The organism is Vibrio sp. R78045, from assembly GCF_042466085.1.
GTDB lineage: Bacteria > Pseudomonadota > Gammaproteobacteria > Enterobacterales > Vibrionaceae > Vibrio > Vibrio cyclitrophicus.
In genome coordinates, this window is sequence record NZ_JAXHBS010000018.1 from 266,006 (window position 1) to 279,255 (window position 13,250).

10 protein-coding genes are annotated in these 13,250 nt (G+C 43.2%); 1 reads left to right on the forward strand and 9 read right to left on the reverse strand.

Annotated elements, in window-relative coordinates:
- Nucleotides 1–208 precede the first annotated feature (208 nt).
- The 8 genes from SJY39_RS22920 to SJY39_RS22955 all read right to left on the reverse strand — a co-directional run bounded on the left by SJY39_RS22920 (nucleotide 209) and on the right by SJY39_RS22955 (nucleotide 9,617).
- On the reverse strand, nucleotides 209–1,096 hold the full coding sequence (locus SJY39_RS22920; protein WP_010441137.1) for a PA4780 family RIO1-like protein kinase: 888 nt from the start codon (nucleotides 1,094–1,096) through the stop codon (nucleotides 209–211).
- A 225-nt stretch (nucleotides 1,097–1,321) separates the two neighbouring features.
- Nucleotides 1,322–1,456 (reverse strand): DUF2256 domain-containing protein, encoded by a 135-nt coding sequence (locus tag SJY39_RS22925; RefSeq protein ID WP_010441138.1) that lies wholly within the window; start codon nucleotides 1,454–1,456, stop codon nucleotides 1,322–1,324.
- A gap of 201 nt (nucleotides 1,457–1,657) precedes the next feature.
- Nucleotides 1,658–5,374: an AAA family ATPase gene (locus tag SJY39_RS22930; protein WP_372275313.1), complete on the reverse strand. Its 3,717-nt coding sequence runs from the start codon at nucleotides 5,372–5,374 to the stop codon at nucleotides 1,658–1,660.
- A gap of 6 nt (nucleotides 5,375–5,380) precedes the next feature.
- Nucleotides 5,381–6,634 (reverse strand): exonuclease subunit SbcD, encoded by a 1,254-nt coding sequence (gene sbcD, locus SJY39_RS22935; protein WP_016769231.1) that lies wholly within the window; start codon nucleotides 6,632–6,634, stop codon nucleotides 5,381–5,383.
- A 218-nt stretch (nucleotides 6,635–6,852) separates the two neighbouring features.
- Nucleotides 6,853–7,266 (reverse strand): VOC family protein, encoded by a 414-nt coding sequence (locus tag SJY39_RS22940; protein ID WP_016769230.1) that lies wholly within the window; start codon nucleotides 7,264–7,266, stop codon nucleotides 6,853–6,855.
- Nucleotides 7,267–7,508: 242 nt separating this feature from the next.
- Complete coding sequence (locus SJY39_RS22945) at nucleotides 7,509–8,078, reverse strand: porin family protein (RefSeq protein ID WP_010441142.1); 570 nt, start codon at nucleotides 8,076–8,078, stop codon at nucleotides 7,509–7,511.
- 402 nt (nucleotides 8,079–8,480) lie between these two features.
- A complete protein-coding gene (locus SJY39_RS22950) occupies nucleotides 8,481–9,077 on the reverse strand; it encodes a LysE/ArgO family amino acid transporter (RefSeq protein ID WP_016793533.1) in 597 nt (198 codons plus the stop codon).
- 81 nt (nucleotides 9,078–9,158) lie between these two features.
- A complete protein-coding gene (locus SJY39_RS22955) occupies nucleotides 9,159–9,617 on the reverse strand; it encodes a GNAT family N-acetyltransferase (protein WP_010441144.1) in 459 nt (152 codons plus the stop codon).
- Nucleotides 9,618–10,258: 641 nt separating this feature from the next.
- On the opposite strand from SJY39_RS22955, the gene SJY39_RS22960 reads away from it, so the two are divergent.
- Nucleotides 10,259–11,002: a class I SAM-dependent methyltransferase gene (locus SJY39_RS22960; protein WP_010441145.1), complete on the forward strand. Its 744-nt coding sequence runs from the start codon at nucleotides 10,259–10,261 to the stop codon at nucleotides 11,000–11,002.
- A 169-nt stretch (nucleotides 11,003–11,171) separates the two neighbouring features.
- Here the strand turns inward: SJY39_RS22960 and SJY39_RS22965 are convergent, their stop codons facing one another.
- On the reverse strand, nucleotides 11,172–13,202 hold the full coding sequence (locus tag SJY39_RS22965) for a TonB-dependent receptor domain-containing protein (RefSeq protein ID WP_016769227.1): 2,031 nt from the start codon (nucleotides 13,200–13,202) through the stop codon (nucleotides 11,172–11,174).
- Nucleotides 13,203–13,250 lie beyond the last annotated feature (48 nt).

Sequence of the window (13,250 nt, forward strand, 5' to 3'; positions counted from 1 at the left end):
TTACTTATCGAAAAACACGGCTTCGTTCTCTACCGTTTCTAAGCTATCGTTGTTAAATCACTTACTGTGATTGGTATAAAAACAGAAAACCCAACAGAGTTTTGGCTCTATTGGGTTTAGTCGTCTGGAAGAAGCAGTTCGTTACAGTTAACGTTGTCTTATCAAAAGAGGCATAGCTTAGGTTCAGCTTTGATTTAATTGGTCTTTACTAAGACTCAGACCAATTAAATTTGCTGTCGTCGACACCTTCTTTTTCTTCTTTAACACGTTCACGACGGTGTTGTTCTTCAACTCTTGCCGCATCTATCTCTTGCATGATAGCTTCGATATCCGCTAATTCATCGGTTTCTGTAAACTCACCGGTTAGCTTAGTATCTGGCTTAAGGTCGCCCTTCTCGTACAGAGCCCATATTTCCTTAGCATACTCTGTCGTTGATAACTCTGGTGCAAACTGAGCGTAATAATCACGAATATTATTTACGTCGCGAGTCAACATCCACTCTGCATTATTATTGGCAGATGCATCAACCGCTTGTGGTAAATCAATGATCACTGGACCATATTCATCCACAAGCACGTTGAACTCAGACAAGTCGCCATGAATCAAACCAACACACAGCATTTTGACCACGTAGGTCATCATGACTTGGTGATCTTCAATCGCTTGTTCAGCTGGCATCACGACATCGTTTAGTCTTGGCGCGACATAACCGTCATCATCAGTGACTAGCTCCATAAGAAGCACGCCGTCGAAACAGCCATAAGGAATGGGTACACGAACGCCTGCCTCTGCCAATTTATATAAAGCATCAACTTCAGCGCTTTGCCATACTTTTTCTTGTTGCTCACGACCGAAACCCGAGCCCTTTTCCATGGCTCTAGCTCGACGGCTATTACGGACTTTGCGCCCTTCTCGATATGCTGTCGCTTTCTTGAAGCTACGTTGGCTTATTTCTTTATAAACCTTGGCACAACGGATCGTATCGCCGCAGCGTACTATATACACTGACGCTTCTTTGCCACTCATCAGTTGGCTTGTTACCTCGTCGACTAAACCATCGTCAACTAAAGGCTGTATTCTTTTTGGTATCTTCATGCCGCCTTTATACAGCAGTTATCTTACAGATAGAAATATTAACTTAAGAAATGAAGAAGTGATTATCAATTGGTTCTTAAAACCATTAAGAATTGGGGTGATTGTTTTTTTAAACAGCGATTTGGTGTTGATGTCACTTGATTGGAGTAATGGCTGTGTTTGTAGATCGGTAGGCTTTTAAGTCTAACACTTTAAGTGTCACTGGTTGGATCATATCGATCTAAATTAGGATTTGTTGCGACGACAGCGTTCTGAACAATAGATGACATTTTCCCAGCAACGCTCCCACTTCTTGCGCCATGCAAATGGTTTTTGGCAAACCGGACATATCTTCGTGGGTAGATATGGTTTCTTGTGCATTGATGCTTCCTTATCGCTGAATGAACTTTCTTCGTTTACTAGAGATTCCCCATTACGCTCGCCCCTCGCTTCGATGAATGACGGCGGTGAAAGATAACAGCCCAACGCCGTCAACCTCCAGAAGGGAGAGCGACAGAGCCGATGAGCTGTTTTATCTTTATCTATGCCTGCATGTATTTGTACACACAGAGAAAAGTTTAACTAAACAACAACCTTGTATTGTTCTTCCATTTCACTGAAGCCAAGGCCTGAGTGTTTGGTCACCTTGAGCTGCACAGGCACGCGCTCTTTCAATGCTTCTACGTGGCTTATCACACCAATCATCTTGCCTGAAGCGTTCAAGTTATCTAATGCGTTAAGCGCTATATCCAAGGTATCACTGTCTAGCGTTCCGAAACCCTCATCGAGGAACAACGAATCAATACTGGTTTTGTGGCTTACAAGATCAGATAGCGCTAACGCTAGTGCCAAACTCACCAAGAAGCTTTCACCACCCGAGAGCGTTTTGGTATCTCGCATCACATCGCCCTGCCAAGTATCTAGCACTTGCAACTCTAAAGCATCATCAGTCTTACGTTTCAATTCATAGCGCCCATGCAAACGTTGTAGCTGTTTATTGGCTAAGTACACCAAGTTCTCAAGTGTTAAGCCCTGAGCGAACTTACGGAACTTGTCACCATTTCTTGAGCCAATCAAAGAATTCAAACGTGATATGTCATCAAACTCCAATTGCTGTTCTTCTATCTGTTTGAACAAGTCTTGTTGGTTGCTGCGATTCTGACGGTCGGTCTCTAGATTCGCAGAAATTGCACCTATTTGAGTAGCATGTTGTTGCTGTTCATTTTGACATTGAGCCATCGCTAGCTCTACTTCATTTTGCGGTAAGGCGCTCCATGTTTCGGCTTTCTCGTGAGCTTGCAGTTCAACTCTATTCGCTTTAGCACTGTTCAATCTCGCCTGTGCGCTTACGATTGCTTCTTCAAGTGTCTTCTTCAAGCTTTGAAGTTGAGTTCTAACCTCTTCGTCTAGCAACGCAGCTTCAAAATCAGCCTCACTTTCAAATGGGCTAGCTTTCATTGCTTCTAACCAAGCACGCTGCGCTTGCGTATGAGCTGATTGCTTGCTCATCAACTCTTCAGAGAAGCTTGTGTGTTTGGTTTGTTCGGTTCGATGTTCAAGTTCGCAACGGTTAAGCACCAACTGAGCGGCATCAAATGTACTCACCGCTTCAGTGACTTTTTGCTTCATCGCATTGCTGGTGGTTTGAATGTCTTTATCACCAAATAACTCTGTCCTTTCAGCAGTTACACGAGTGAGCTCTGACACTAAAGACTCACTCTCTTGCGTCAATGTCGCAAGCTCTTTCTCAAGGCTGCTCAACTTGTCATCTAGCGTTTTCAATTCAGCATTTTGAGTGAGTAGCTGCTTCTCAATATCGGCCTGTTGCTGTTTAGTTTGCTGCCATGTGTTTGATGCTTGCGATTTTGCAGTAAACCAATCATCAATATGCTCAAGTTCAGGTGCTTCAATAGAAGTTTGAACAATACTCTCTTTCAAAGAGTTCCATTGCTGCTCTTTCGTTTGAGCGATCTGAGCCACTTGTTTAATTGTGCTGTGGTTTTGCTTATTCAAGTCAGCTAAGCGTTGCTCGGCCAACTCAAGGTTAGATTGCGCCTTGTCAGCCATAACACTTACAGATAAGCGTTGTTTCTCAGCTTCGGCATAGTGAGCTTTAGCATCACCTAGCGCTTTGAGTTGCCGCGAGATCTGACTTAGTAGAAGTTCACACTGCTGAGCGAAAGTCGCAACTGAAGCTTCATTGCCTAAATCGCTTACCGTTAACAATGCTAATTCTGGAGCCGTGCCAACGAAATCCGATAAGCTCTGCTGAAGCTTACCAACAATGCCTTGCCAGTTAAGTTGAGCTTGCTGAATATCCTCTTGCGCACGTTGAATGTCATCGTTAAGCCCCGTAATCATTGGTGCTAGAGAATCTAACTGTTGACGGTGCTCTTGGCCGTCCTTTTTAATAACCGCTAGCTCATGCTTTTCACGTTCTTGTTGAGCAACTAAGTTGGCAATATCTTGTGACTGCTCAATATAATGGTCTGTTGAACCACACAGCGGGCATACAGATCCAGATTCTAATGCTGCACGATATTTTGCCAGTTCGCCTTCTTGATCAATCAAGCGCGTTAATCGCTCAAGTGAAGTCTCTTTTTCTTTGTATCGCTCCACCAGCACTGCACGCTCTTTCGAAAGCTTGTCGACCAACTGAGTGTTAGTTTGATGTCCCTGAGTTTTAGCGTGCAGCTGTTGCTGGGCATTTAAGAAGCCACGATTAACCTCAAGCAATGAGTGCGTATTGCGATTCCAAAACTCCAACAGATTTTTTTGTGCATTCAACACTTGTTCACTGGTGTTGCCTTGCAATGCTTCCCATTGTTGCTCTGCATTGCTTTCCTTTACAACCAGTTCAGCTAATGCTTTGTCTTGCGATGCTTTTTCTTCTTGAGCTGACTTGATCACTGATTGCTGAGCATCAACCGCAGACAAGGCTTGCTTCGCTAAGTTCAACTGCTCTGAATGCTGACGCTCAAGGGTGCGAACTTGCTCTACTTTGGCTTGCCACTGACCTAAGTATTTTTCTAGATGTTGGTCAGCTTGATGAGTATTTAGGTAATCAGTGCTGAGTTGCTCTTGTTGTTTCAGCTCATCAGTTTTTTGCACTAAAACGAGCTGTTGATTACGCTGTTGCATTTGTTGGTCGTTTAGCGTGTTCGCTGCGTTAACGGCCGCTGTCTGTTTATCTCTGAGCACTGCAATTTGGTTATCGAGTGGGCGAACTTGCTCAATGATCTTCTCCTGATCTTGCTGCTCGGCTTTGACTTGTTCGACAATCACACTGCTTTGAGTCAGTTTAGTCTGTGCGTCTTGTTTTTCTGCATCACGGACAGCAAGTAACTTGGTACTGTTGCCTAAGTTAGCTTGAGTAGTGTTGACCTCTTGCTCGCAACGCTTTAGATCTTTGTGCATTGGACGCAGTTTTTCAGCAGGTTCACTGTTTGCTAAACGAACTAATGATGTTTGGTTGCGATCTAGTTCATCTTGAGCCGTTTTAAGATCGTGCTCACTGGTCGTGATAGTTTGCTCAGCTTTGGTCACTTCTTTCCACCAACTGAGATGTGCTTGCCACTCTTTCAGCTGATCGGCTAAACGCTTCTGTTCAGCTTCGAGAGCCTCTCGCTCGCCAGTCAGTTCTTGGATTTGCTCTTCAGACAGTAAACTCACGCCTTCTGCTTTCGCTTTAAGGTGATTAAGTGACTCTTCGCTCGATTTGAAGTGATCATAAATACGCTCTGAAATCAGGCTGTAGACTTCTGTACCAGTCAGCTCTTCAAGGAGTTCTGCTCGATCATTTGCATTGGCATTTAGGAACGCTGCAAACTCACCTTGTGAAAGCATGATCGATTTAGTGAAGCGAGAAAAGTCCAAACCCGTTACGGTTTCAACCATCTTAATTTTCTTAGTCAGCTGCGTTTCTAAAACCACATCGCTGTCTGCATCTGCAAACTCACAAGTTGGCGTTTGCAGCGCGCCATCGTGCTTACCACGAGCTCTTTTATGATGAAAGTTCGAACGGTAAGTTTTTCCTTTTACTTCAAATTCAATCTCAGCAAAACATTCGCCAGTGCCGCGCGTCATCAGCTCATTAGTGCCTTTGGCGATACTTCTTAACCGTGGTGTACGATGAAACAATGCCAAACAAATCGCATCAAGAATCGTCGTCTTACCGGCCCCGGTAGGGCCGGTGATCGCAAACAAGCCGTTTTCGGCAAAAGGCGACTGTGTGAAATCGAGCTTCCAACGCCCTTTCAAAGAGTTTAAGTTTTCAAATTCTAAGCTTAAGATTTTCATTCTTGATTACTCTTCTGTACCGTTTAAATCATCAGTTCCATGAGACACTTCGACAATTACTTGCTTGAACTTCACCGTCATTCTTTCTAAGCGCGCTTTCTCTGTATCGCTTTCAAACTCCTCGAGTGCGATACGTTTCTCAAACACATCTATTGGCGTGAGTTCCGCTAATGTCTCTGCTGATTCTTGCTCTAACGATTGGTTTCGGCGCTCTCTTGCTCTTCTTAACTGAAGTACTTCAACGTTTAAGTCTTCGGTTAAGGCACGCATGCGTTCTTGTAAATCCGATAGATAGTCTTGTGCTCGAACTTCAATAGACAACCACACGCTTTGGCCTTCTTCCAAACCAATATATTGATTCAGTTGAGATTCAATCTCGCTCAAATCACCTTTGATTTCGGCCAACAGTTGGAATGTCGGGACAGACAATTGAGAAATGGTGCGTTCGCCTTCAACAAACTCAACCACACACACTTGCTTTTGAGATTTCAATTCATCAAAACTGAGCGGGATTGGCGAGCCGCAGTAACGAATGTGTTCTCGCTTAGCAACAACTTGAGGTCGGTGAATATGTCCAAGCGCGATGTAATCGGCATTTGGAAAACCGTCGGCAGCAAAACCATCCAAATTACCAACGTATATATCACGCACCGAGTCAGATTGCTTCACACCCATTGCGGTTAAGTGCCCTGTCGCAATGATCGGCATTGTGTCGCGGTTAGCAAAAGTATCGCGTTTTTCGACTGCTGCATCGTAGACATCTTTATAATGCTGCTTAATCGCGTCGCCCAACTGTTTCTGACGCTCAACACCCGACACGCCTGCTTGGCTGGTTAAAACATCACGAGGGCGGATGAAAGGGATCGCACAAACTAGCGCTTCAACCTCGCCGCCCTTACCTTTCAGCTCGACAACCTGAGTCGCATGATCTTCATTGGTATTTGGAATCACGTCCGCGCCCATATACTTCAACAATTGCTGTGTTTCTTTAAGTACCGACACAGAATCATGGTTACCGCCCAATAGCACTAACTGGCAACCAATTTTATTCGAGTCGACAACAAACTTGTTGTACATCTCACGGGCATAACTTGGCGGTGTGCTGGTATCGAAGATGTCACCAGCCACGATAATTGCGTCGATATCGTGATCAGTAACTTGCTCTAGCAACCATTGTAAAAACCGTTCATGTTCGTTTTTGCGGCTTTTATTGTAGAAGTTTTGGCCAAGATGCCAATCTGACGTGTGAAGAATTTTCATTGCGGCTCACTGGATGTCTATAATAGCTTTAATTTATCAAAATACCGATCAACTACCAAATGGGTTAGCATTATTTTCCTTTTATAAGCTTGTGAAAAACAATAAAATTCAGGCTTTATAGGCTTTGTTTTCAACGTACCATCAATCGATACTTTTCATATGAAAAAACCGCTCAAAGTTAGAGCGGTTTTGATGTGTAAATCGAGTTAACTTAGAACTTAATGGTTGGGACGATTCAACTGTAGCAAGTCCCACTTAGTACCATACAGATCTTGGAAAACCACGACCGTTCCGTACGCTTCTTCTCGTGGCTCTTCATTAAACACAACACCTTTCGCTTTCATTAGCTCATAATCACGCCAAAAATCATTGGTCTGCAAAAACAAGAATACACGGCCGCCAGTTTGGTTGCCGATCGCTTTTTTCTGTTCCTCATTGCTCGCCTGAGCTATTAGCAAGTTAGTACCGTTCGAGTTGGGTGGCGACACCTGAACCCAACGCTTACCACCACCTAAATCAGTGTCTTCAACCAAAGTAAACTGAAGTTTCTTAGTATAAAATTCGATTGCATCGTCATAGTTTTCGACGACTAGTGCGATATTTCCAATTTGTTGTTGGATTAGTTCAGACATCTAGCATTCTCGGTTTTGTCAAAGATAAGATTCTACACATTATACCTTCTTTACGAATCTACTGAGCTACAAAAAAGCCCACGGTATCGCTTGATAACGTGGGCTCAAAACTAACGGGTCACTTTGTAAACCAATTAGTTAGTCACTCATTCAATTCACTTAACTAATCATTAAATTATCTGATGATTGAATCAACTGACGACTAAAATTTAAGCTATTTTATGACCCAAAATATGAAGCTGTTAGAAGTTGTACGAAGCACCTAAAGTAACGCTGCTGAACGCCACATCTCTGCTCGCGATTCTATTGCCATTGTTATTAAAGAGTTCGATGTTTACGGCATCTGCCTGTGAAATTAGACGCAGTGTAAGGTTCTCAACCGGGGTATATTCAACACCAACACCGAAGTGAAAACCAGCACCAGAATCGTCATCAATGTAGCTCGAACCATGAGCGTTTAGGTCAACATAGCTCAGGCCAGCCAACACGAAAGGTCGGATTGAGTTATCAAATGTGTAACCTACATTTGCAGCAACAGAAAAAGAGGTCGGCGACAACACTTTAGTACCAAATTTTTCGTAGTCAGCGTAATCCGTGTAACCAAGTTCGATACCTACAATACGGTTAAATTGGTAACCGCCGTAAAGGTTATAACCCATGCTTTCAGCATCTAAACTACCAGCCCCGTCAGTGTCTGAATCTTGGTAGACACCAAGGCCTGCACCAATGTATGGACCGCCTTCGATACCAGCAGCATAAGTAGGAAGTGAAACCAAGCCAACTAGGCCTAATAGAAATGTTGATTTAAGCATGTAAATACCCTTTTTAGTCTGTCCTACAATAGCGCTGTCACTGTCTTTGGATGTATTCCGACACCAATCCAACTGTTGCGCTACTGTTTAAAAAAATGAAAAACAAAGCCTCCCATGTATAATAAAACAGCGTTCATTTAGAAAGCGAATGGGAAACTAGCACAACATTTTAGTGCTATCAAGCGAACCTGTAGCCATATTTTATCAGTCTCAAAAGTGAGACTTTGCCCTCACCATGGTTAATATTCAGAGCGTCACTGTTCAAATAACACTCGAAAAAGGCAAAAATAAACAAATTAGAAATAAGTTAAACAGGCATGAAATGTCATGTGGAACAGAAAGTTAGACAACAAAAATTAGAAGGCCGTAAACTAAACGGCCTCACAGTTCGATACGCAAGAACTAAATAACTAAAGAAACCGCAATCGACGCCATGATCATACCAATCACAAACTCCAACACTTTCCACGCTCTTGGATTCTTAAACAGCGAAGCTAAAAAGCGAGCGCCATAGCCAAGAGAGAAAAAGAACACAAATGATCCGGTGATCGCGCCCGCACCAAATAGCATGTGGTTAGGTTGATATTGCGTAGAGATCGACCCTAGCAAGACTACAGTATCCAAATAAACGTGCGGGTTCAGCCATGTAAACGCTAAACACATCGCCATCGCCTTTATTAGTGATTCCTTGGTATCTCCAACTCCCTCAAGCGCATGAGTCTCGGTGAAAGACGAACGTAAACTCAAGAACGCATACACGCCTAAAAATACTGCCCCACCGTAACGAGCAAATTGCTCGATTTGTGGAAACTGCTTCACAATCGCGCCGAAGCCTGTCACACCGAAGCTAATCAAAAGGGCATCTGAAATAGCGCAGACCAAACAAATGGCAAACACATGTTGATTCTTCAGACCTTGTCTAAGAACAAAAGCATTTTGAGAGCCGATCGCGAGGATCAACGAAAGCCCGAGAGTGAAACCAGCAAAGTAAGTCGACATTAAACTAAATCTTTAAGTTTGAATGAGTTGAAAGTAACAACGGTTTTAGCACTAATTGTTGTCTTGAAAGATCAGTTGGCATTAATTGAGCTCAATAGTCATAAATTGGCTGTGAGGATCAAGCGAATAATCCGAAAAGGGTTGGCAGTAATCAAAGCCAAACTTCTCATACAAACTACGAGCAGGTTGAAAGTACACTTCTGAACCGGTTTCTAGGCTAATACGTTGATACTGGCGGGCCGTTGCGGTTTCCAAAACGTGTTGCAATAGTTTGCTTGCGACACCGGATTTCCTTGCAAACTGACTCGTTCTCATCGATTTAAGTTCGGCGTGTTGGGTATCAAGTTCTTTGATTGCCACACAACCAAGTAACTGGTTCTCTTTCCAAGCACTGAAAAAGGTAACATCTGGCGACTTTAAACCCTTAATATCCAGTGCGTGTACACTTTCTGGTGGAGATGTCGCATACATATCCGCCAAATGCTCTTCAAGCAATGCAATCACTTCTCCACCCGACAAGTCGTCAATTTTTATTTCCATAACTGATTCATTTTCCTTAATAAATTATTAATCAACTTTCGATACCGTAAAATTACTCTATCCTAATACCTAGCGAATAACACACTGTAACGATGGAGTGTCGCTGTATTTCTCGTGTACCCTTTTTGACACATACATGACAACAAGACAAGTCTTAGCACGAGCACGAGCACGACATTAGCTTTTGCTTAAAGCACCTGTTTTCAATGAAAAATAAGCAGTCAGGTCGATATGGGTATCTAACTAGATTTAACCGCCGTAATACCTTGTCGGAATTTCGATTCTTCACAAGGGCGTATGACACTTCAAAATCACCGAAGAATCGATGTCGACAATCAGAACGCTCATATCTTCGGTTACCAAGACCGAGTAAAAAGCGTTATCTAGACGCTATCAGGGTAAGCTGACAAAAGGAAAGTTGTACACTGACATCCCAACTAGTAAATGTTAGATATTGACGATTTTTAAGTTGACTAACGATACCGATGCTCACACTGTTGGTGGCATGGTCATTAAGTGCTTGGCTAGTCATCAAGAACAGTACTGAATACACATGAATTTATCGAAGATTTGCTTGTTATTTTTAGGTTCTAGTTTACTATGCGCCACCCCAATTATTTCAGCAAATGCTGTAGGCCACTATGTCCGCCAACGCACTCTACACCGACCTATCGGGTTATTATGATTTAATGTGTGTCGATATTGACTACCAAGCGCAAAGTAACTGTGTTCGTAGGCTACATCAAATTTTCGGAAATGATGGAAAAACTCACTTAGACCTTGGTTGTGGCACCGGCCCACACGTTCGTCACTTCATTAACTATGGCTACCAAAGTAGTGGGCTTGATCTGAACAAACCAATGTTAGACATCGCTCAAGCTCGCTGCCCAGAAGCCAGCTTTTCAGTGCAGAATATGAGTAATTTTGAAGTATCTGAGCCACTAGATCTGATCACTTGTTTCTTATACTCCATCCATTACAACGATGGCATCGAGAATTTGAAAGCGTGCATTACAAGCGTTCATAAAGCGCTTAAACCTGGCGGTGTATTCTGCTTTAACGTGGTAGATAAAGATAAGATCAGCAACGATCTGTTTGTTCGACATACCACAAACCAAGCGCAAGACGATTTTACGTTCCGTTCAGGTTGGTATTACTCTGGCGAAGGTGATAAGCAAGCGCTGAAACTCAGCATTGAAAAAACGACCGCAGGTGAAACGCAAATATGGAATGATGAACACCCAATGGTGGCGTTCAACTTCAAAGCGCTGTTCGAAATATTGAAGCCCTATTTTGAGGTTCATACTTTCGAACACGATTACGACAAACTTTTGCCTTGGGATCTAATTTCAGGCAACGCGCTGATAACTTGTGTCAAAGCCTAATGGATTCCTAGCTATATAGCTTATTAGCTTATTAGCTTATTAGCTTACATTACCGACATTATTTAACTAAGTAATGTATGAGCATTAGATCTAAAGAACCCACACGATGTTAAGTCGTGTGGGTTCGTTATTTTATCAGGCTCTATTTATCGAGTTACAAACAGACGGATTAGAAATCAGCGGTCATACCAACATAGTAAGTACGTGGCTGTTCAACATAACCTAAGTATTCTAGTTCGTTTGATACTGATTCGTCAGTTAAATTCGAGATACCCGCACGCAGACGTACTGAATCGTTCACATTATAAACGGTACCAATATTTAACGTCGTGTAAGCATCTTGAATTAGATCGGCTTCGATTTGGCGCTCGCCACGGTAACGCGCACTCACGAATGTGTTGAGGTCATACGTAGGATTCCAGCTCAATTTAACTAAACCTGAATGCTTGTAACGCTCAAGAAGTTCATCACCCGTAGATTTATCTTCCGTATCTAGATATGTGTAGTTACCCGATACGCCCCACTCGTCTGAAATTTGGTACTGACCCGCAATTTCAACACCTTGAATGATCGCTTCGGCTACGTTCTCGTATGTTTTTGCGCCGAGTTCACCCGTTGATGAACCATCAGGATTTTCACACTGACGAGCGCTTTCGTTCCAATCACCACCTTGTGGGCAATAACCTTCTGTTCTGTCGATCAGATCATTGATTTCGTTACGGAATAACGCAGCTTCTACATTCCAACGTGGTTGCGTGTACACGGCTGCCAACTCGTAGTTCAAACTTGTCTCAGGTTTTAGATCTTCATTACCAACCAGAGCACAGCCTCCCTTGCAACTTGATACTTGATAATCAGGTTGGTTTTGAGTCAATGATGGTGCTTTAAACGCTTTACCGACACCACCCTTAATGATTAAGTCATTGGTAGTTTGGTGAACAAGGTACACACGCGGGCTAAACTCTTCGCCGTAAAGTTCATGTTTATCTAAGCGACCACCGATCGTTGCTGTCAGTTGCTCGGTCATTAGCCATTGGTCTTGAATAAATAATGCACCTTGATACGCTTCGGACGTGCCGCTCACTAGGTTTTCTTTATTGGTCAACTCACTCAGTTGGTAATCCATACCAAACGTTAATGTGTGACTATCGCCAAGATAAGTCGTTGCAGACGCTTCAACAATTTGAGTCAGTTCTTCGATATCGCTGCTGAAGTTGTTTCCTAAATCGGCTGCATCGTTATCCGTTACGTTCTCGCGAGAATAACGTACTTGAGTATCGCCCCAACTCCAGTAACCGCTGTGTGTAATAGCTTGGCTATGACGAACCACGTGAGTATTGGACTCAATCACTGAGCTAGAACTTTCAGCGGCAGATTCACGCTCGTCATCACTGTAACCAAAGTCGAAATCGAGAGTTTGGTTGTCTGTTGCATGCCATGTCAGGCTTGCTAACATGCTCAGCGTATCTCGGCCTTCTAATGCTGTTACATCTTCACGATCGTAACCTGAATTATGCGTACCTGAGTATGGTTGCCATGCATTACGGCTCGTTTGGTTAACAGACACTCGAGCAAATAACTCATCTTCAATCAGCGCACCTGAAGTAGTTAAGCCAACTGAGTATTCTTGTCCCCCGTTGCCATCCATAGGGGATGAGTTATCCATGCTTACTGTAGAGCTCCAGTCATTTTCTGGTGCTTTAGTAATGATGTTGATTGTACCGCCCATACCATCAGAGCCGTAAAGCGCCGACATTGGGCCACGAATAATCTCAACACGTTCAATTGAGTCAGCTGGAATAGTAGATAAGTCAAAATCGTTACCGCGGATAATCGCGCTTGCTGAACTTAGACGACGGCCATTAACCATGATAAGCGTATAATCAGAATCCATACCACGAATCGAGATCATCTGACGACCAGCACGAGTGCTGTCAAAATCAGACTCCACACTGGTTGACTCAGCAACGATGTCAGCCAAAGTAATACCAGGGCTGTCTTCTATGTCTTGGGCAGTGATAACCGACATTGAGGCTGGTGCTTTTTTCAAAGCCATTTCAGTACGAGTCGCCGTAACAACCATCTGTTCATCCGTGTCAGTCACTTTTGTTTCCGCTAACACGTTAGCCGAAAGTGACGAACAAAGAACAGCAATTGCGATCGATAAAGGTGTGCGAGTTAAAAGAGATCTCTCAGACATGATATGCATTCTTATATGTGATTGGTAATGATAATGGTTTGCATTAGA

Bases quoted from the DNA above. Each gene is read 5' to 3' on its own strand.
- SJY39_RS22950 (WP_016793533.1), bottom strand. From the start codon at position 9,077: ATGTCGACTTACTTTGCTGGTTTCACTCTCGGGCTTTCGTTGATCCTC.
- SJY39_RS22940 (WP_016769230.1), bottom strand. From the start codon at position 7,266: ATGTCTGAACTAATCCAACAACAAATTGGAAATATCGCACTAGTCGTC.
- SJY39_RS22925 (WP_010441138.1), bottom strand. From the start codon at position 1,456: ATGCACAAGAAACCATATCTACCCACGAAGATATGTCCGGTTTGCCAA.
- SJY39_RS22960 (WP_010441145.1), top strand. From the start codon at position 10,259: ATGTCCGCCAACGCACTCTACACCGACCTATCGGGTTATTATGATTTA.
- SJY39_RS22930 (WP_372275313.1), bottom strand. From the start codon at position 5,374: ATGAAAATCTTAAGCTTAGAATTTGAAAACTTAAACTCTTTGAAAGGG.
- SJY39_RS22920 (WP_010441137.1), bottom strand. From the start codon at position 1,096: ATGAAGATACCAAAAAGAATACAGCCTTTAGTTGACGATGGTTTAGTC.
- SJY39_RS22945 (WP_010441142.1), bottom strand. From the start codon at position 8,078: ATGCTTAAATCAACATTTCTATTAGGCCTAGTTGGCTTGGTTTCACTT.
- SJY39_RS22965 (WP_016769227.1), bottom strand. From the start codon at position 13,202: ATGTCTGAGAGATCTCTTTTAACTCGCACACCTTTATCGATCGCAATT.
- SJY39_RS22955 (WP_010441144.1), bottom strand. From the start codon at position 9,617: ATGGAAATAAAAATTGACGACTTGTCGGGTGGAGAAGTGATTGCATTG.
- sbcD (WP_016769231.1), bottom strand. From the start codon at position 6,634: ATGAAAATTCTTCACACGTCAGATTGGCATCTTGGCCAAAACTTCTAC.